Origin of the sequence: Pseudomonas sp. SWRI154 (assembly GCF_014268645.1) — a bacterium.
In the GTDB taxonomy this organism is placed as follows: Bacteria; Pseudomonadota; Gammaproteobacteria; order Pseudomonadales; family Pseudomonadaceae; genus Aquipseudomonas; species Aquipseudomonas marvdashtae.
Genome location: NZ_JABWQW010000003.1, coordinates 92,319 through 110,804 on the forward strand (window position 1 = coordinate 92,319; position 18,486 = coordinate 110,804).

Below are 18,486 nucleotides of genomic sequence, written 5' to 3' on the forward strand. Positions count from 1 at the left end.
GGGCATTGGGGTCTATGGAAAGTTACTCGAAAGTGGGCATGCAGGAGCTGGACCAGCGCCTGTCGAAAATTGTTGAAGCCGCGCGCAAAAAACCGGTCTCGGTGTACCGCTACGGAGCGCCTTGGGTGTGGATCGTGTCCCAGGACGATTGGCAGAGTGCCTTGAAGGAACTGTCCAGCTACGTGCCGCCAGGTCATTCCCTGGTGATGTTGCGCCCACAGATCGAGGAACTGCTGGAGGCCGCGTCCGAGCCTTTGCAGCAATGGGCGCGCGAACACCAGATCCAGGTGCCGGTACCGGCCTTGATGCTCGCTTTGCTGTTGCAACTGCTGTACTCGCTGCCCAGTGAAAAACAGCTGTACGAGCAGCTCAATTACAACCTGTTGTTCCGCTGGTTCGTGGGTCTTGAGTTGAACCAGCGGGTCTGGGCGTTCTCGGTCTTCGTGCGCGATATCGGCGAGCTGCTGGACAGCCCGCACGCGGCGAAATTGCTCGAGCGCATTGTCAGCGAAGTGTTCTGCGGCGACCTGATGCACATGCCGGAGTTTTCGCTGAACTTCGCCTTGTTGCACACCTGGCTTTCCAGGCACGCAGGCCATTCCAAGCGCAAATAAACCGTCAGCAAACAACACGATGCCAAGGCAGCGCGTCACGCGGCGCGCGGCTTTGCAGCAGGCGCTGCGCGCGTGGCGCAATTGAATCGAGGGGGATGTGTGGATCATTGGGACTTCAACATCGGCCGGTGCAGGCCTTACCTGCCCATGGTGCTTGCGCTGATGCTCGTCGCCGAGGCACCAACGCTGTGGGCCGAGGAAGCCGATACACCGGCCGCGGCCGAGGCCGGAACGCCTGCGCGCCTGGTGGACGTGAATGAGTACGTCGTGCGCGGCAATACCGTGCTCGATGCCCGGGAAATCGAAGAAGCGGTGTATGCGTTCCTGGGGCCGCAACGCAAGCTCACCGACATCGAAGGCGCCCGCGACGCGCTGCAACAGCGTTACCAGGCCAAGGGTTACCAGTCGGTGTTCGTCGAACTGCCGGAGCAGCAGGTGGAAGGCGGCGTGGTGTACCTGCAAGTCAGCGAAACCAAGATCGGCCGAGTACGCGTGGTCGGCACCGAGCACTATTCGCCAGTCAATGTCCGCGAAGAAGTACCGGCACTGGAAGAAGGCAAAGTGGCCGATTTCGCCGCGGTGCAAAGCCAGTTGGCCGTGGCCAACCGCAACCCTGGGCGCCAGGTGGTGCCGGTGGTGCGCGAAGGGCAGCGTCCGGGAACCATGGATGTTGACCTGCAAGTCGAAGACAAGAACCCCTGGCAAGCCAGTGTCGGGCTGAACAACGACTACAGCGCCGACACCGAAAAACTGCGTTCGGTGGTCACGCTGGGCCACAACAACCTCTGGCAGCGCGGCCATTCGGCGTCGCTGACGTATTTCACCGCCCCCGAAGACCGGGACAACGCGCAAGTCTGGTCGGGATCCTATAACGCGCCCCTGAGCGAGCGTTGGAATGCGCAGTTGTCCGGCTACCAGTCCGATAGCAACGTCGCGACCATCGGCGGCAGCAACGTGTTGGGCAAGGGACACTCCTATGGCGCGTCGCTGATCTACAACGTGCCGCCCCAGGGCGTTTGGGCCAACTCGCTGTCGGTGGGCGTGGACTTCAAGGATTTCGAGGAGGCCCTGCAATTTGGCGGCTCCAGTGATGAGGTGCCGATCAAGTACGCGCCGATCACCCTGGCCTACAACGGCTTTCGCTACACCGAAACCTCACAGTTTGGCCTGGGCCTGAGCATCGTTGCCGGCACCCGCAGCTTCTTCGGCTATGGCAGCGACGCCGATGAATTTCGGGCCAAGCGCTACGAGGCCAATCCCAGCTTCGCCGTGTTCAAGGGCGACAGCACCTTCACCCGGAATTTTGCCGGGGACTGGCAAGCGGCAAGCAAGCTGAGCTTCCAACTGGCCTCCGGGCCGCTGGTCTCCAACGAACAGTTTTCCGCCGGTGGCGCCACCAGTGTGCGCGGTTATCTCGCAGCGGAACGCACGGGCGATGACGGCGTGCTGTTTTCCCAGGAACTGCGCACACCGTCGTTGAGCAAGCACCTGGGCAAAGGGCTCGGCAGCTACGTCGACAATTGGCGTTTATACGTCTTTGCCGAAGGCGCGCAAATGGCCCTGCAAGACGCGCTGCCCGATCAGGAGGCTGACTACAGCCTGGCGAGTATCGGCTTCGGCACCCGCGCAACGTTGCGCGAATGGTTGTCGGGCAGCCTCGACTGGGGCCTGCCGCTCAAGGACGGCCCGAACACCCGCAAACACGATTCACGCGTGCACTTCAATATGCAGGCGACCTTTTGACCGGTAGGCACAGACCTTGGAGCACCCCGTTATGCATCGCTTGATTTTCATTCTTCTCGCTTGCCTGGGCCTTGTGCTGCCGGCAACGGCCAGCGCCTGGTGGCAGGACGATTGGCACTACCGCAAACAGATCAGTATCGACACCACGCCCCAGGGCGCGGCGATCAGCCAGGCGGTGGGGCGCACCTCGTTGCTGGTGCGTTTGCACACCGGCAATTTCACCTTCGATGGGGTCAACGAAAACGGTTCGGACATCCGTTTTGTCGCCACCGATGATCACACCGTACTCAACCACCAGATCGAGAGTTTCGACCCGCTGATGGGCATGGCGCTGATCTGGGTAGACGTGCCTCTGGTGGAGGGCGGCAAGCGCCAGGATGTCTGGATGTACTACGGCAACCCGAAAGCGCCGGCCACGAGCAACGCTCAGTCAGCCTTCGATGCCGACTACAGCCTGGTCTATCACTTTGACGGTGCCGTTGGCGCACCGCCAAGGGACGCCAGCGCCTTTGCCAACCACGCGCAGAACGCCCCGGCAAACATCATCGACGGTGTCATCGGGCGCTCGGCACAGCTCAACGGTCAGCCGCTGTTGCTGCCGGCCAGTCCATCCCTGGGCGTGAGCGCGGGTGGTGCGTTGACCTTCAGCACCTGGTTGCGGATGGAGCAGGGCGCAGGCGAGCAACTGCTGCTGGCCCGTCGTGATGCCGGCAACGCGTTGCTGGTGGGCGTGAACCAAGGCGTGCCCTTTGTGGAAGTGAACGGCCAGCGCGCCGTGGCCAATCAGGCCGTGGCGCTGGGGCAATGGCAACACCTGGCGTTGACGGCTGACGCCAGCGGGTTGCGTTTGTATGTGAATGGAAAGCCGGCGGCGAACCTGGCGCAACCGTTGCCAGCCTTGCAGGGTGCGATTGCCATCGGCGCCGATTCACCGGCTGCCGTTGAAGCCGGCGCGGTGGCACCGACCGCTACGTATCAAGCCTTCACTGGCGCACTCGATGAACTGCGCTTGTCCCGCGTCGCCCGTTCGCCCGAGCAGATCCTGGCCGATGCCACCGCCCAGGGCGCCGAGTCGCGCCTGGTGGTCTATGGAGTGGACGAAGAACAATCCGGCTTTGGTTTCGGCAGCCTGGGTTTCCTGCTCAACGCGGTGCCGCTGGACGCCTGGGTGATCATTGCCGTCTTGGTGCTGATGATGCTGCAGTCGTGGGTGATCATGGTGCGCAAGAGCCGCAATGTCAGCCGGGTCAGCCGTGCCAACGAAGTCTTCCGCAGTCATTTCGCCAAGGTTGGGACACGGTTGGAACTGCTCGCCGATGACCGCGACCTGGCGCAGCGCCTGGGCGATTCGTCGCTGTGGCGCCTGTATGGAGTGGCGGTTGCCGAGATCCGCACCCGCCGCGACCAGGGCGCCGACACCTCGTCGATCTCCGCAGCCACCATCGAAGCCATCCGCTGTTCCATGGACGGTGTACGGACTCGGGAAAACCAACAGCTCAGTTCCAAGTTGTCGACGTTGTCCAACGCCATCGCCGGCGGCCCTTACATCGGCCTGCTGGGGACTGTGCTGGGGATCATGGTGGTGTTTCTCGGCACCGCCATGGCCGGTGATGTGAACATCAACGCCATCGCCCCCGGCATGGCGGCCGCGTTGCTGGCCACCGCCATGGGATTGTTTGTCGCGATCCCGGCGCTGTTTGGCTACAACCGCCTGACCACGCGCAACAAGGAAGTCAGCGCCGACATGCGGGTATTCGTCGACGAATTCATCACCCGCCTGGCCGAAGTCCACGGCGAAAGCCAGTCCAGTGAAGCGGCGCATCGACGGGGCAACCACGTCGCCAGCCCTTCCTTGACGGTGTAGGGGAGCGACCATGGCCAACCTCAATAGCGCCTCGGACGACGACGAAGATGCGGCCGTCGACACCATCAACATCACGCCGCTGGTGGACGTGCTCATGGTGGTGCTGGTGATGTTTATTCTCACTGCCACCGCCCAGGTCTCCGGGATTCAGATCAACCTGCCGAAGGCCAGCTCGACCATCTCGCTTTCGCAGCCCAAGACCAAGGCGATTTCCATCAATGATGGCGGCCAGGTGTTCCTCGATGCCTACCCGGTCACCCTCAACGAACTTGAAGATCGCTTGCGCATCGAGAAAGCCCAGAGCCCGGATTTTCCGGTGATCGTGCGAGGTGACTCGGCCGTGCAGTACCAGAAAGTCATTGAAGTGCTGGACCTGTTGCGCCGCCTGGAGTTGTCCCAGGTGGGCCTGGTCACCGGCAAACCGAGCCAGGGCTGAGTCATGACGTCTTTTCCTGAACAGCCGCAAAACGGTCACCTGGAACGGCAGCGGGACGGCACTGGCAGGGTGCGCCGCGTATTGCAGTGGACTGCCGGTTTGCTGGTGGGCGCGGGCCTGGCCTGGCTGCTGTGGACATGGGCCAACGATATGAGCGGCATCCGTCGCGAGGCGCCGAAGATTCCCGCGATCATTCCGTTGCCGCCACCTCCGCCGCCGCCCCCGGAAAAACCGCCGGAGCCGGAAAAGCCGGTGGAAGAAAAAATCGTCGAGCCCGAACCCACGCCCGAACCAGAGGAAGTCAAGCCGGAGGAGGAAGCACCGCCTTCGCCCGCCGAAGACCTGGCTGACCCGATGCAAATGGACAGCGACGCCCAGGCTGGCTCCGACGCTTTCAATATCGGCGCGGGTAAGGGCGGCGGGATGGCTGGCGCCGGTGGCGGACGCCTCGGCAACGGCACCTACAGCCAGTTCCTGGCCTACAGCTTCCAGCGCTTGCTGCGCGAGTCGCCCGAGCTGCGCAACCTGGCTTTCCGCCTGGAGGCCGACGTCTGGCTGGACCAGGCCGGCCGGGTGATCCGGGTGGAACTGGGGCGCACCAGCGGCGATGCCGAACTTGACGCCAAGGTGCTGGCCACCTTGCGCGCCTCACCCAATCTGGAACGCCCACCCGCCTCGTTGCAGGTGCCGGTGCGTATCCGCCTACAAGGACGCCGGCCGGGCTAAGCCGGGTCGCCAAGAGACCATTAGGAGTTGTGTTCATGATCTGCAAAGTTAATCGATTGGCGCTGGGCGTCGGCCTGGTGATCGCCAGCCTGGCGGGTAGCGCGTTGGCGCAGACACCCTCGCAGAACGCGACGGTCAATCTGATTCGCCTGTTGGTGCAACAAGGCGTGCTCAAACAGGACCAGGCCCAAGCGCTGATCGACCAGGCCGAAGCCGAGGCCACGCAAGCCCGGCAGACGGCCGCCAACACCGCACCGGTGCCAGCGCCAGGCGCACCGGGCGAGGTTCGGGTGCAGTATGTGCCGGCTATCGTTCGGGAACAGATTCGCGACCAGGTCAAAGCCGAAGTGATCGCCCAAGCCAAACAGGAAAACTGGGCCCAGCCCAACACCTTCCCCGACTGGGTCTCACGCATCACCTTTGAAGGTGACGTGCGCTTGCGCAACGAGTCGCGCTTTTACTCGGGCAGCAACAGTAACGAGATCGTCGACTTCGCCGAGCTCAATAACAGCGGGCCTTACGACGTCAACCCCAACAGCGGCTCGCAACTTCCACCGTTGCTCAATACCCGCGAAGACCGCGAGAACATGCTGCGCCTGCGGGCTCGCATGGGCATGCGGGCCGCGCTATCCCCGCAATGGACAGCGGCTATCCGCCTGGGCACGGGCTCGGACAGCAGTCCAGTCTCCACCACCCAGACCCTGGGCGGCGGCTTTGACAAAAAGGATCTGTGGCTCGACCAGGGCTATCTCAACTATCGCCCCACCAAGGAACTGAGCTTCACCGGTGGACGCATGCCCAACCCGTTCATGTCCACCGATCTGCTGTATTCCAACGACCTCAATTTCGACGGCTTGGCCGGCTCGTTCAATCACCCGTTGAGCCGCGACCTGGCGATGTTTGGCACCCTCGGTGCGTTCCCGGTGGAGTACAGCTCCGACAGCGCGTCGAGCGATGGTTTCAACAAGGAAGACAGCGAGAACAAGTGGCTCTACGGCGCCCAGCTTGGCGCGAGCTGGGCGTTTGCCCCGGACAACAACATCAAGGGGGCATTGGCTTATTACCAGTTCGATGACATCGAAGGGCGGCGCTCCAATCCTTGTGCCATCTATGACGGCGCCCCCGCCTGTGACAGCGACGAAACGCGCCCGGCCTTCATGCAAAAGGGCAACACGTTGATGGAGCTGCGCGACCTGGTGCCGGACCCTTCCGCGCCGACCACCTCGCCGCAGCCGCAGTTCGTAGGCCTGGCCTCGGAGTTCAACCTGCTCGATCTCAACATGGTGTGGGACACCTTGCTGTTCGACGACCTGAAGCTGCGCAGCCAAGGCAACTACCTGGTCAACCTCGGCTACGACGAAGGCAAGATGCGCAAGCGCTCTGCCGGTGCGCTGGCCAACAACCTGGATGAGAACGGCGACATCGAAAGCGGTGACAGTGCCTGGATGCTGCAGTTCACCCTGGGCAGCGCCCTGGACCTGAAAAAGCGCGGCGACTGGAACCTGTTCGCCGGCTACAAGTACATCGAGCCGGATGCCTTGCCGGATGGCTTCAACGATTCTTCGTTTCACCTTGGGGGCACCAACGCCAAGGGTTATTTCCTCGGCGGCAACTATGGAATCGAAGACAACGTATTGGCGACCGCGCGCTGGCTTAGCAGCGAAGAAGTGTATGGCGCGCCGTTCGCTATCGACGTTCTGCAACTTGAGCTCAATACGCGCTTCTAGCGCCGGGAGGACCATATGACCAGGCCATTTCATCCCGTCATCCACGCTGTGGTGCTGTTGCTGGGCCTCGGCGCAGCCTTGGGTGCTTCGGCGCAAACCTTGGAGGAGCGCCTGCGTGCCCAGTTGCGCAGCACCACACAGCAGTTGCAAGCCTTGCAGAGCGAACAGGCGCAAGGCACCGCTGCGCGCCAGGCAGCGGAGAGCCAACTGAGCGCCGCGCAAGGGCAAATCAAGCAACTGACCGCCGAACTGGCCAAGGCCCGCAGCCAGAACGAACAACTGGGCGCCCAGCAGGATGCCGTGCGCAGCAGCGCCCAGGCACAGGTGGCGGCCAGCGGCGAGCAGGTCGGCAAATTCAAGCAAGCCTACGAAGAACTGCTGGGCCGCGCCCGCGGTATCGAAGCGGCGCGGGCCACCCTGCAAGCCAGCCTGACCAGTCGCGAGAGCGAAGTGCAGCAATGTGTGGCGAAGAACCAGCAGATGTATGGCATCGCCAAAGAGATCCTCGGCGCCTACGAAAACATCGAGGTCAGTGATGTGCTGAAGATTCGCCAGCCCTTTGCCAGCGGCGCGCGGGTGAAGTTCGAGGAATTGGCGCAGCGTTATGGCGATGCGCTGTACCAGACCCAGTTCGACGCGACCAAGACCACTGCGGGCAAATAATCACCGCCCACTTCTACCCCACAGGAAAATCTGCGATGACCACCCAAACACTGATCCAGAGCATCACCCCCGAGCAGCTCGGCGAGTTGCTGCAAGCCGCTGGCTATCGCGTCAATCGCACCGAACAGGGCACGGTAGTGCAGTTGTTGAGCGCCAGCCAGGGCATTGGTTTTGCCGTGCGCTTCGGCAACCCGGCCGCCGCCGAGGGTAGCTTCCTCGACTTTACGTTCAGCTGCGCGCTGCGCATCGAGGGCAAGTTGCCTGAAGGCTTGGTGGAAGTGTGGAACGCCAGCCGGCGCTTTGCCCGCCTCAGCCTTCAGGGCGAATTCCTGGTGATGGAGATGGACGCCATCGTCGCCGCCGGCGTCAGTGAGGATCACTTGCGCGGCGTGCTGGAGCTCTGGGACCGCTTGCTGCAAGAGTTTGTGGTGTACCTGCGCGAATACAGCCAGCAGGCCCGCCAGCAACAGGCGGTGGACGCTGCGCCAGTGCCAGAAGTCGCGGTTGAAGAGGCTTGATCGTGATGAGCAGGTTCAGCAAACAGGTGGGCATCAGTCTTGTCGTTCTGGTGGCGGGAGGCATCGCCGTGGCAGTGGCCCTCAACCCTGGCGATTCTCCCCATGCCTCAATGCAGCCGACACAACCGGTAGCTGCCCGAAGCCAAGGCGAGACCGCGCCGGCCGTTGCCAGTCTGGGTGAACTGCAATTGAGCAGCGCCGAACTCAATGGTGTGCTGGGCTCGTTGGCGCCGCCGGTGCGCGAGCAACTGCGCGCCAATCGTGGCGCCCTGGAGGGCTGGATTCGAGCGCGCCTGGCGGAGAAAGCCTTGTTGCAGCAGGCCGACGCGCAAGGTTGGCAGGAACGCCCGGAAATTCAACAGATGACCCGAGCCGCCACCGAACAGATCCTGTTACGCACCTATCTGCAATCCGTCAGCCAAGTGCCTGCCGATTACCCGGATGAGCAGGCGCTGCAACAAGCCTATGACGCAGCGAAGGGCCAGCTGCAAAGCCCGGCGTTGTATCGCGTCAGTCAGATTTTCATCGCGCTGGAGCCGGGAGCCAACGAAGAGTCGGTGCGCAAGAAAGCCACCGAACTGGCTCGCCGCGCCCAGGCTCCCAATGCTGATTTCGCCGCGTTGGCCCGGGAGTTTTCCGACGACCAGGCCACGGCGCAGCGGGGTGGCGACAGCGGCTTGCAACCGTTGCAGCAATATGTGCCGCAAATGCGCGAAATGCTGGCGCGGCAGCGGGTTGGAAGTATTTCCGACGCTTTGCGCAGCGACGCGGGTTTTCACATTCTCAAGCTCACCGACATGCAACCGGCACGTCCCGCGAGTCTGGATGAGGTGCGTGGACAGTTGCGCGAGGCGCTGCGCAATCAGCGCCAGGAGCAGGTGGCCAGGGCATATCTGGAAGGTTTGGTCAGCAAGGCGACGTTGAGCATCGATGGCGCGCAACTGAACCAGGCATTGGAGTCTGTTCGTTAAGCGGTGCGGCAGCCGTGGAGCTACCTTAGGGAGGAGGGTGTATGGCGCTGGAGGAGATTGGCAAGGTTCGAGATTACGCGCGGCTGGGTGCTTCGGTGGCAACCGATGATCAGGCACTGAAGGGCTTCAAGGATCCGCAAGCGCTGGAGTTTTTCCTGGTGGCGGCACGCTGTAGCTGTTTCATGCAGGCCGCGCGTAGCCTGAATGTCAAAGCGTCGTTATTGCGGAAAAAACTTTCGCGGTTATCCAGTCATTACGGCCGTCCATTGTTCGAGCACCGGGGAAATGCGCTGATGCTCAGCCAGGCTGGCCGTCATCTGCGCAGCCAATTACTGGCCCAGCGAACTTTGCTGGCGTTGCCTGACGCCTTCGACACCGAGCAGACCCTGGTGCGGGTGGCCGTGGCCGAGCCGTTGCTGCACGACGTCCTCAGCCGCGCGCTGCTTGGCTTCTTGCGCCAACACGCCAACGTGCGCCTGGACGTGGTGCGCCTCGACGGTCAACCCGGCCAGGAGTCGGTTGAGGCGGATGTCATCGTCTGGCTCACTGACCCACGGGCGACGGCGCCGCAGCTATCTTTCCCGGTGGCCGAACTCAGTTGCCTGGCCGAGCTGGAATACATCCCGCACATTGCCAAGCGCTACTCCCGGGAAGCAAGTCGCCCGCGCAGCCTTCCCGAGCTTCAGGACTACATGCTGGTCAGCCTGCACAGCTACGCAAAAATGCCTTCGCTGGCCCCGTGGAACCGCGCCGTCAGCGAGCGCCGGTCAGGCGTCACGCAGGTGAACTCCTATGAGTTGATGCGCCAGATGATTCAATGGAGCGCCTGTATCGGCCTGCTGCCGCACTACGTTTGCTCGCTCGACAAAACCCTGCAACCTTTGCCCGAATTGTTCACTGGCGACATGCAGATGCAGGTCTGGCTGGCCGTGCATGGCGATGAAGCGCACAGGCAGGAAGTCGTGCGATTGGTGGCGATGGTCCGCGCGGCGTTTGAAGAGCACAAGGAGTGGTTCTAGGCTGTGCCGGTAGCTGAGTCGTTGTTTCGAGGCTCAGCTACAAGACGACAGCCTGGACGCCATTCACAAAGCAATGTCCGGGTCGGAATCGCTGTGTTTCTGCCCCACCGGATCGCTGTTGGTCGGGGCGTTCGACTCGGCGTTGCCACGAATATCCGGTGGCGGCGCCAGTTGCAGCAGCTCGCTGGTGTATTTCCATTCCTCGTAGACTCGCGCCGGGTCATCGTTGAGCCGGGTCCCATAGCTCGGCACGATCTGGTGCAGCTTTTCCTGCCAGGCCGGGGAGGCGACCTTGTCCTTGAAGACCCGCTGCATGACTTCAAGCATGATAGGCGCCGCTGTCGAGGCGCCGGGAGATGCTCCGAGCAATCCGGCGATGCTGCCATCCTGCGACGCGACCACCTCGGTACCGAGTTTGAGCACGCCGCCTTTTTCTTCATCGCGCTTGATCACCTGGACCCGCTGGCCGGCTTGCCAGAGGCGCCAGTCTTCCTGCTTGGCCTGGGGAAAATATTCCTGCAAGGCCTTGAATCGGTCGTCGTCGGAAAGCATCAGCTGGCCGGCCAGATATTCCACCAGCGGGTACTGCTCGATGCCGACTTTGGTCATGGGCCAGATATTGTGTGGCGTCATGCTGGTAAACAGGTCGAAGTACGAGCCTTCCTTGAGGAATTTGGTGGAGAAGGTCGCGAAGGGGCCGAACAGGATGACGCGCTTGCCATCCAGCACTCGGGTGTCCAAGTGCGGCACGGACATCGGCGGCGCGCCGGTGGAGGCTATCCCGTACGCCTTGGCCATATGTCGCTCGGCAATGGTGGGATTTTCGGCGACCAGGAACGAGCCGCCGACCGGAAACCCTGCGTATTCCTTCGCTTCCTCGATGCCCGACTTCTGCAACAGATGCAACGCGCCACCCCCCGCGCCGATGAAGACGAACCTGGCGTCGGTGGCTGTGGTCTCACCGTCCTTGAGATTCTTGTACTCCACGTGCCAGGAGCCATCGTCATTGCGGGTGATATCGCGGACTTCGCTGGAAAGCTTCAGGCTGAAATTGGGTCTGCTCTGCAAATGACTGACGTATTGGCGGGTGATTTCGCCAAAATTCACGTCGGTGCCGATCGGCGTCCAGGTCACCGCAAGCTTCTGGTTCGGGTCGCGCCCCTCCATCATCAGCGGCACCCATTTCTTGATCTGCTCCGGATCCTCCGAATATTGCATGGGGCGGAACAGTGGACTCGCTTGCAGCGCCTCATAGCGTTTCCTTAGGAACTTGATGTTGTCGTCCCCCCACACAAAACTCATGTGCGGGGTGGAGTTGATAAATGAGCGAGGGTTTTTCAGGACATTGTTCTTGACCTGCCAGGCCAGGAACTGCCGGGTGATCTGGAAGGCTTCGTTGATCTCGATGGCTTTGGAAATATTGACGTTGCCTTGCTCGTCCATCGGCGTGTAGTTGAGTTCTGCCAACGCAGAGTGGCCGGTGCCGGCGTTGTTCCAGCCGTTGGAGCTTTCTTCGGCCACCGTATCCAGGCGCTCGACCATCTCCATCGACCAGCCGGGTTCCAACTCATTGAGCCAGATGCCCAGCGTCGAACTCATGATTCCACCGCCCACCAACAGCACATCGACCTTTTTCGTTTCTGCGGCCTGGGCACCGTTGGCGCCCGATAGGACGACGGCGCTTACCAGGGCTGCGATGATTGTATTGTTCATGGTTCCACCCTCGGCGACCGGGTGAGTCGCTCGTTTACAAAATGACGCTACTGACCTTGGGTTGACCCGCCTCGGGAAAAAACTGTTCACGTGTCCGCCGCGAGAGAGTGACGAAAGGCAATCCCGCCTGGTTTGACGATCCTTGGGGCACGCGGCATAGTGTGCTCGTTTGTGGTTATTGTCGCTCGTTTATGCAGGTTGCCAATGTCATGAGTTCTTTTAACGAAGCGTTTCCCGGCGAACGCCAGCGATTGATCAGCGAACGTCTCGCCCTGTATGGCCGGGTCATTGCGGCTGACTTGGCGGTTGAGTTCAATGTTTCGGAACACTCGATACGGCGCGATTTGGGCGCGCTGGCAGCGGCGGGCTTGTGCAAGCGCGTCTATGGCGGCGCGATTCGCCTGCCAGCGGCCGAGGCGCCTATCGATGTCCGGATCCACCAGGATTCGGCACGCAAGGGGACGCTTGGCCAGCGGGCGGCCTCGCTGCTCGTTGCCGGGCAGCACGTGTTCCTCGATGCCGGGTCGACCAACTTGGCCATCGCCCGCGCCATCGACCCGGAGCTGCGATTGACCCTCAGCACCAACTCACCCTTGATCGCGGTGGAGCTGATGAAGCTGCCCCGCGCCGAAGTCATTCTGCTGGGCGGTCGCCTGAATCCGGTCGCGGGCGGGGCCATCGGGCTGGCGGCCGTCCAGCAATTGCGCCAGTTCAATTTCGACTTGTGCTTTGTCGGTGCCTGCGCCATTGACTCGGACAATGGGGTCACGGCGTTTGGCCTGGATGACGCGGAATTCAAACGCGCGGTGGTGGCGGCGAGCGGTCAAGTGGTGGTGGCGGTGACCAATGAGAAACTTTCCAGCGTTGCCCACTATCAAGTGGCGTCTTGCGATGAAGTCACGGCTTTGGTGGTCGAGCACGACGCACCGCGGGAGCGACTCGAACCCTTTCTCAGCCGGATTTCCAAGATCGTGACCGCCCCGGCGCAGCGCTGACGCCGAGCAATGGGATACGAACCCATTGTCCGCCAGGCGATTTACGTCTAGTTTGCAGCCCCATCATAAGTACAAAAGTCAGGAGTCATCGATGCAACCGATTCGTCTCGGTCTGGTGGGCTACGGCAAGATCGCCCAGGATCAACACGTCCCCGCTATTCGCGCGAACCCCGCGTTCGAACTGGTGGCGGTCGCTACGCAAGGGCAGCCTTGCGCTGGGGTGGAGAATTTCCAGTCCCTGGGCGAATTGCTGGAAAACGGCCCGCACGTCGATGCAATCGCATTTTGCACGCCGCCACAAGGTCGGTTCGGGCTGGTCCGACAAGCCTTGGCTGCCGGCAAGCACGTGCTGGTGGAAAAGCCGCCCTGCGCGACGTTGGGCGAAGCGATGGCCCTTGTTGACCTGGCGCGCGAGCAAGGCGTCAGCGGCCTCTACGCCTGGCATTCGCGCTATGCGCCCGGCATCGAAGCGGCTCGCGACTGGCTGGCCAGCCGTACGCTGCAAAGCGTCCGGATCGATTGGAAGGAAGACGTGCGCAAATGGCACCCGGGCCAGGCATGGATCTGGCAGCCCGGCGGCCTGGGCGTCTTTGATCCCGGCATCAATGCCCTGTCGATTGCCACCCATCTGCTGCCGCTGTCGCTGTTCGTCGAGTCGGCCGAACTGCGCGTTCCCGACAACTGCCAGTCACCGATTGCCGCGAGCATCAAGATGGCGGACGCGCGCCAGCTCGATATCCGTGCCGAGTTCGACTTCGACCATGGTCATGACGAGCTCTGGAGCATCGAGATTCGCTGCGCCGAAGGCGTCCTGCGGCTCGACAATGGCGGCGCGTTGCTGAGTATCGACAGCGTGCGCCAGGCTGTGTCGGAGGAGGGCGAATACGCGGCGGTGTATCGGCATTTCCAACAGCTGATCAAGGACAAGGCCAGCGACATGGATTTGCAACCGCTACGCCTGGTCGCGGACAGCTTCTTCGTGGGCAGTCGGACCCTGGTCGAACCGTTTTACGATTGATGGAACTTGTGGCGAGGAAGCTTGCTCCCGCGCCACAGGGTTATTTGATCGTTCCCACGCTCTGCGTGGGAATGCATCCCCGTGACGCTCTGCGTCACCCCAGAAGCGGAACGCGGAGCGTCCCTGGTGGCGTTCCCACGCAGGAGCGTGGGAACGATCGAACGTGGTGAGGGCGCATGCTCCCTCACCACAGGGTTTCGCGTAGGCGCGCCTAGCCCAAATCCTCCGCCCGGTGCCGCTCCGGCACTTGGCTCGCTTCATCGCCCCAGGTCCGGTTGACCCGCTGGCCGCGCATCACCGCAGGTCGGTTGGCGATTTCCTCGGCCCAGCGCTGCACATGGGTGTATTCGTGGGCCGAGAGGAACTCCGCAGCTGAATACACGTTATTGCGCACCAGTTGCCCATACCAGGGCCAGATCGCGATGTCGGCGATGGTGTACTGGTCGCCCGCCAGGTATTTGTTTTCAGCCAGGCGACGGTCCAGCACATCCAGTTGGCGCTTGGCTTCCATGGTGAAGCGATTGATCGGGTACTCGAGTTTTTCCGGCGCATAGGCGTAGAAATGTCCGAAACCGCCGCCCAAGTACGGCGCCGAACCCATCTGCCAGAACAGCCAGTTCAAGGTTTCGGTGCGGCCGGCCGGGTCGGTGGGCAGCAGCGCGCCGAATTTTTCTGCCAGGTAAAGCAGGATCGACCCGGACTCGAAGACGCGGATCGCTGGCTCGACGCTGCGATCCAGCAGGGCCGGAATCTTCGAGTTTGGATTGACCTCGACAAAACCGCTGGAAAACTGGTCGCCTTCGCCGATGCGAATCAGCCAGGCGTCGTATTCCGCGCCGGTGTGCCCGAGCGCCAGCAACTCTTCGAGCAGGATCGTGACTTTGACGCCGTTGGGCGTCGCCAGTGAATAGAGCTGCAACGGGTGCTCGCCGACCGGCAAGGTTTTTTCGTGGGTCGGCCCGGCGACCGGGCGGTTGATGCTGGCAAACTGGCCGCCCGAAGGGGCCTCGTGCTTCCAGATTTTTGGAGGAACGTAAGACGCTTTGCTCATGAGACGTACCTTATCGTTTGAATGCACTGATCCTGGGATGAAGCCGCACATTTGCGCAATGGCTCGCATCGAGAGATGGACTCTAATGCAGGGGCGTTTTGTCAGGCGAACAAAGGCGATTGATTGTCTGTATCTCTCTCAGTAATAGATAAGCCGGACAAGGGCTTTTTCGCGCCAAAAACTAAATACTCTCTGATTGCGCCAGGACCCAGGCGTCGAGGTCATTCCATTTCCTGAAACAGTGGATTTCAATCCATGCGTATTCCTGCACCGTGGCTTTGGGCAGAAGATGGCTTCACCCACCGCATACCTTGTCCAAAGATATGACGGACCATCCCTGACCACAGCGCACTGACCCAGCAGCAATGCCGGGGCGCGAGGAGTAGCTGATGAACGAAGCCTCGAAAGCACAACCTTCACCCTGGCACGAAGGCGAGTTGACCTTGCAGCGCTCCGTCGGTGCGGTGGACATGATGGCCGGTGTCGGCCAGCGGCAACTGGCCCGCACCTGGATGCCGGATCAGCACCGTGAGTTCTACGCCCAATTGCCCTTCGTGGTGCTGGGCGCGGTGGATCGTCAAGGCGACGCCTGGGCGACGCTGCGCACCGGGCAGCCCGGCTTCATCAGTTCACCGGATCCACAAACGCTGCACATCGATCTCGAGCCGCAGCCGAGCGATCCAGCCCAGGAAGGCATGGGCGAGGGCGATGCCATCGGCATGCTGGGCATCGAGTTGCATACCCGCCGCCGTAACCGCATGAACGGTGTCGTGCGCCGTCGGCTGGACCAAGGGCTGGCCATCTCGGTGAGCCAGGCGTATGGCAACTGCCCGCGCTACATCAACCTGCGCCAATACAGCTTTGTCGATGAGCAAGCTGCCGTCTCGCGTGAACTGGAGCTGGACGACCCTTGGGTTCGTCGGCTGGTCACGGCGGCCGATTCGTTCTACATCGCCACCTACGTGATCCGTGACGGCGAGCGGCAGGTCGATGCGTCGCACCGTGGCGGCAAGTCCGGTTTCGTGCACATGGACGAGGACGGGACGCTGACCATCCCGGATTTTTCCGGGAATCTGTTTTTCAACACGTTGGGCAATATCCTGCTGAATCCGCGTGCAGGGTTGTTGTTCGTCGACTTTGAAACCGGCGACCTGTTGCAACTGAGCGGTCGCGCCGAGGTGTTGCTGGATGATCCGCAGATCGCTGCGTTCCAGGGCGCCGAGCGGTTGTTGCGTGTGACTCCGCAACGCTTGGTCTACCGTCCCGCAGCGATACCGTTGCGCTGGAAGGACCAGGACGAAGGTGACTCGCCCAATTCGCTGATGACCGGCAGTTGGGAACAAACCGCTGAGCGCTTGCAGGCCGAAGCCCTGCGGACCCAATGGCGTGCGTTGCAGGTCATTCGGACGGTGGATGAGAGCCCCGACATCCGTTCTTTTTATCTGCAAACCACCGATGGCGCCGGTTTGCCACGGTTCGAAGCCGGACAGCATTTGCCGGTGCGAGTATTACTGCAAGGGCAGCAAACTCCGTCGATCCGCACCTACAGCGTGTCCAGCGCGCCATCCGATGATTTCCTGCGCATTAGCGTCAAGCGCGACGGCGTGGTGTCTTCGCACTTGCATGAACAGATTCAGGCGGCCCATGAAATTGAGGCGCGGGCGCCCCAAGGCCACTTCACCGTGGACCCCATCGAGCGCCGCCCGTTGGTGCTGTTGGCAGCGGGCGTTGGCATTACGCCGTTGCTGTCGATGTTGCGCGAGGTGGTCTACCAAGGGAAACGCATCAGCCGCATGCGTTCGGTCTGGCTGATACAAAGCGCTCGTCACGTGGCTGATCTGGCCTTTCGCGAAGAGATCGACGAGCTGGCGGCCCGTGCCGGTGACAAGCTGCGGGTATTGCGCACGGTCAGCCAACCGCCCACCGACGGCAGCGCCGGGCAAGGTTACGACGTGTCCGGCAGAATCGATGTGGCGTTGCTCAAGCAATGGCTGCCGCTGGACGACTATGACTTCTATTTGTGCGGGCCGGGCAGCTTTACCCAGGCGCTGTATGACGGCCTGCGCAAGCTGCGCATTCCCGATGATCGCATCCATGCGGAAACCTTTGGCCCGTCCACGCTAGTGCGCGATATCGAGGTTCGAATGCCCGTGGCCGAGCAGGTGCCCGCGGCGAGTGAAACGGTGAAAGTCCTGTTCGCCAGCTCGGCCAAGGAAGCGCGCTGGGAGCCGGGCAGCGGGACGCTGCTGGAGTTGGCCGAGGCCCGGGGGCTGAACCCGGAATTCAGTTGCCGCGGCGGTTCCTGTGGCACCTGTACAACCCGCATGACCCAAGGCCAGGTGCATTACCTGACCCAGCCCGCCGAGCCGGTCGCGGACGGCGAAGTGCTGATTTGTTGCGCGGTTCCGGCCGAGGGCAGTGAGCCTTTGGTGCTGGAGGTTTAACGCGCGGCGGTGGCGCTGCGTCGACCACGCGCTTCATCACGCATCACCATCCAGATGCCGACAGCAGACACCGCCATCCCCAGCGCCATGAGCCACGACAATGGCTCGTCGAACATTGCCCAGGCCCACAGCATCGTAATGGGCGGGCTCAGGTAGAGAACGCTGGCGACACGGGTGGCTGTCGCTCGGCGCAGGCACAACCAATAGAGCCCATATCCGCCCATCGTCGACAATCCCGCCGTCCATACGACGCTCAGCACAAAGCCAGTACTGGGTATCGGCGCGAGGCTGCCCTGTACACCCTCGATAAGCGCAAACGCCAGGCCGCTGACACAGCATTGCAGCCAGAGATTGGGCAGTAGGCCAATCGATTGCGAGGCTGGAAGATGCTTCTGCCACAAGGTCGCAGCAGCGAGCGAGAGCATGCCGAGCAGCGGCAACCCATATGCCCACAAAGGCGCGTCGCCCCAGGCCAACGCGCCGTGGGTGCCGAGGGCAACACCGCTCAGGCCGATGGTCAAACCCGCCCAGGCTGCCGGCGCCAAGCGTTGTCCCAGCACGCCGGCAGCCAACAGTGCCAGGCCTATCGGCAGCAAGTCGGCAAACAACGCGGCCAGGCCTGCCGGAACACCCAGGGCGATGCCTTGGGTGATACCGGCCAGATAACCCGCCATCGCTAGCAGGCCGATACCGGCGTTCTTCAAGAGTGCGGCGAAGGGGATTGGTCGCAGTTGGCCGACGATGAAGGGAAACAGGATCAGCGTGACCAGGACGCAGCGCCAGAACACCACGAGCAACGGCGGCGCGTAGTCGATGGAGAAGCGCGCGCCGACGAAGCCTGAGCTCCAGGCCAGGACCAGTGCCGCTTCCAGCAAGGGCAACGGAATCAGCCAATACAAGCTGGGCGCGGCAGGGCAAGTGATCGACTTAGGCGAGTTCATGGTCACAGGCTACGAAAGCCGACTAATCTAATAAATCAAAATA

At 62.1% G+C, this 18,486-nt stretch carries 16 protein-coding genes; 13 read left to right on the plus strand and 3 right to left on the minus strand.

The genetic code is table 11. The features are described 5' to 3' along the window. The first annotated feature begins 14 nt into the window (after window positions 1-14). The 10 genes from HU806_RS26650 (at window position 15) to HU806_RS04065 (ending at window position 10,281) form a co-directional block, all read left to right on the plus strand. Window positions 15-614, plus strand: coding sequence for a transposase (locus tag HU806_RS26650; protein ID WP_186610021.1), 600 nt, complete (start codon window positions 15-17; stop codon window positions 612-614). A gap of 147 nt (window positions 615-761) precedes the next feature. Beyond that, window positions 762-2,357: a ShlB/FhaC/HecB family hemolysin secretion/activation protein gene (locus tag HU806_RS04025; protein ID WP_186610329.1), complete on the plus strand. Its 1,596-nt coding sequence runs from the start codon at window positions 762-764 to the stop codon at window positions 2,355-2,357. Window positions 2,358-2,388: 31 nt separating this feature from the next. Beyond that, window positions 2,389-4,221 (plus strand): DUF2341 domain-containing protein, encoded by a 1,833-nt coding sequence (locus HU806_RS04030; protein ID WP_186610022.1) that lies wholly within the window; start codon window positions 2,389-2,391, stop codon window positions 4,219-4,221. A 10-nt stretch (window positions 4,222-4,231) separates the two neighbouring features. Next, window positions 4,232-4,657, plus strand: coding sequence for an ExbD/TolR family protein (locus HU806_RS04035; RefSeq protein ID WP_186610023.1), 426 nt, complete (start codon window positions 4,232-4,234; stop codon window positions 4,655-4,657). A gap of 3 nt (window positions 4,658-4,660) precedes the next feature. Next, window positions 4,661-5,383: an energy transducer TonB family protein gene (locus tag HU806_RS04040; RefSeq protein ID WP_238340404.1), complete on the plus strand. Its 723-nt coding sequence runs from the start codon at window positions 4,661-4,663 to the stop codon at window positions 5,381-5,383. A 35-nt stretch (window positions 5,384-5,418) separates the two neighbouring features. Beyond that, window positions 5,419-7,110 carry a putative porin gene (locus tag HU806_RS04045; RefSeq protein WP_186610024.1) on the plus strand — a complete coding sequence of 564 codons (1,692 nt, stop codon included), beginning with the start codon at window positions 5,419-5,421 and terminating at the stop codon, window positions 7,108-7,110. A 15-nt stretch (window positions 7,111-7,125) separates the two neighbouring features. Further along, a complete protein-coding gene (locus tag HU806_RS04050) occupies window positions 7,126-7,773 on the plus strand; it encodes a DNA repair protein (RefSeq protein WP_186610025.1) in 648 nt (215 codons plus the stop codon). 35 nt (window positions 7,774-7,808) lie between these two features. Further along, window positions 7,809-8,291 carry a YbjN domain-containing protein gene (locus HU806_RS04055; RefSeq protein WP_186610026.1) on the plus strand — a complete coding sequence of 161 codons (483 nt, stop codon included), beginning with the start codon at window positions 7,809-7,811 and terminating at the stop codon, window positions 8,289-8,291. Window positions 8,292-8,296: 5 nt separating this feature from the next. Beyond that, window positions 8,297-9,262, plus strand: a complete 966-nt coding sequence (locus HU806_RS04060) for a peptidylprolyl isomerase (protein WP_186610027.1) — start codon at window positions 8,297-8,299, stop codon at window positions 9,260-9,262. A 41-nt stretch (window positions 9,263-9,303) separates the two neighbouring features. Further along, window positions 9,304-10,281, plus strand: a complete 978-nt coding sequence (locus HU806_RS04065; RefSeq protein WP_186610028.1) for a LysR substrate-binding domain-containing protein — start codon at window positions 9,304-9,306, stop codon at window positions 10,279-10,281. A gap of 63 nt (window positions 10,282-10,344) precedes the next feature. Here the strand turns inward: HU806_RS04065 and mqo are convergent, their stop codons facing one another. Continuing rightward, window positions 10,345-11,994: a malate dehydrogenase (quinone) gene (gene mqo, locus HU806_RS04070; RefSeq protein ID WP_186610029.1), complete on the minus strand. Its 1,650-nt coding sequence runs from the start codon at window positions 11,992-11,994 to the stop codon at window positions 10,345-10,347. Between the two features lie 209 nt (window positions 11,995-12,203). Here mqo and HU806_RS04075 point away from each other — a divergent pair, with 209 nt between their 5' ends. Together HU806_RS04075 and HU806_RS04080 are read left to right on the plus strand one after the other, a co-directional pair. Then, complete coding sequence (locus HU806_RS04075) at window positions 12,204-12,989, plus strand: DeoR/GlpR family DNA-binding transcription regulator (protein WP_186610030.1); 786 nt, start codon at window positions 12,204-12,206, stop codon at window positions 12,987-12,989. 91 nt (window positions 12,990-13,080) lie between these two features. Further along, window positions 13,081-14,007 (plus strand): Gfo/Idh/MocA family protein, encoded by a 927-nt coding sequence (locus HU806_RS04080; protein ID WP_186610031.1) that lies wholly within the window; start codon window positions 13,081-13,083, stop codon window positions 14,005-14,007. Between the two features lie 211 nt (window positions 14,008-14,218). Here HU806_RS04080 and yghU read toward each other — a convergent pair whose 3' ends face one another. Continuing rightward, window positions 14,219-15,058, minus strand: coding sequence for a glutathione-dependent disulfide-bond oxidoreductase (yghU, locus tag HU806_RS04085; RefSeq protein ID WP_186610032.1), 840 nt, complete (start codon window positions 15,056-15,058; stop codon window positions 14,219-14,221). Window positions 15,059-15,447: 389 nt separating this feature from the next. Here yghU and HU806_RS04090 point away from each other — a divergent pair, with 389 nt between their 5' ends. Continuing rightward, on the plus strand, window positions 15,448-17,502 hold the full coding sequence (locus HU806_RS04090; RefSeq protein WP_186610033.1) for a 2Fe-2S iron-sulfur cluster-binding protein: 2,055 nt from the start codon (window positions 15,448-15,450) through the stop codon (window positions 17,500-17,502). On the opposite strand, the gene HU806_RS04095 is transcribed toward HU806_RS04090, so the two are convergent. Then, window positions 17,499-18,443, minus strand: coding sequence for a DMT family transporter (locus HU806_RS04095; protein WP_186610034.1), 945 nt, complete (start codon window positions 18,441-18,443; stop codon window positions 17,499-17,501). The genes HU806_RS04090 and HU806_RS04095 overlap by 4 nt on opposite strands. Window positions 18,444-18,486 lie beyond the last annotated feature (43 nt).

What these genes read in the sequence shown, in the direction of transcription:
- yghU (WP_186610032.1), bottom strand. Translation starts at nt 15,058, where the DNA reads ATGAGCAAAGCGTCTTACGTTCCTCCAAAAATCTGGAAGCACGAGGCC.
- HU806_RS04060 (WP_186610027.1), top strand. Translation starts at nt 8,297, where the DNA reads ATGAGCAGGTTCAGCAAACAGGTGGGCATCAGTCTTGTCGTTCTGGTG.
- HU806_RS04050 (WP_186610025.1), top strand. Translation starts at nt 7,126, where the DNA reads ATGACCAGGCCATTTCATCCCGTCATCCACGCTGTGGTGCTGTTGCTG.
- HU806_RS04065 (WP_186610028.1), top strand. Translation starts at nt 9,304, where the DNA reads ATGGCGCTGGAGGAGATTGGCAAGGTTCGAGATTACGCGCGGCTGGGT.
- HU806_RS26650 (WP_186610021.1), top strand. Translation starts at nt 15, where the DNA reads ATGGAAAGTTACTCGAAAGTGGGCATGCAGGAGCTGGACCAGCGCCTG.
- HU806_RS04080 (WP_186610031.1), top strand. Translation starts at nt 13,081, where the DNA reads ATGCAACCGATTCGTCTCGGTCTGGTGGGCTACGGCAAGATCGCCCAG.
- HU806_RS04035 (WP_186610023.1), top strand. Translation starts at nt 4,232, where the DNA reads ATGGCCAACCTCAATAGCGCCTCGGACGACGACGAAGATGCGGCCGTC.
- HU806_RS04025 (WP_186610329.1), top strand. Translation starts at nt 762, where the DNA reads ATGGTGCTTGCGCTGATGCTCGTCGCCGAGGCACCAACGCTGTGGGCC.
- HU806_RS04090 (WP_186610033.1), top strand. Translation starts at nt 15,448, where the DNA reads ATGAACGAAGCCTCGAAAGCACAACCTTCACCCTGGCACGAAGGCGAG.
- HU806_RS04055 (WP_186610026.1), top strand. Translation starts at nt 7,809, where the DNA reads ATGACCACCCAAACACTGATCCAGAGCATCACCCCCGAGCAGCTCGGC.
- HU806_RS04030 (WP_186610022.1), top strand. Translation starts at nt 2,389, where the DNA reads ATGCATCGCTTGATTTTCATTCTTCTCGCTTGCCTGGGCCTTGTGCTG.
- HU806_RS04040 (WP_238340404.1), top strand. Translation starts at nt 4,661, where the DNA reads ATGACGTCTTTTCCTGAACAGCCGCAAAACGGTCACCTGGAACGGCAG.
- mqo (WP_186610029.1), bottom strand. Translation starts at nt 11,994, where the DNA reads ATGAACAATACAATCATCGCAGCCCTGGTAAGCGCCGTCGTCCTATCG.
- HU806_RS04075 (WP_186610030.1), top strand. Translation starts at nt 12,204, where the DNA reads ATGAGTTCTTTTAACGAAGCGTTTCCCGGCGAACGCCAGCGATTGATC.
- HU806_RS04095 (WP_186610034.1), bottom strand. Translation starts at nt 18,443, where the DNA reads ATGAACTCGCCTAAGTCGATCACTTGCCCTGCCGCGCCCAGCTTGTAT.
- HU806_RS04045 (WP_186610024.1), top strand. Translation starts at nt 5,419, where the DNA reads ATGATCTGCAAAGTTAATCGATTGGCGCTGGGCGTCGGCCTGGTGATC.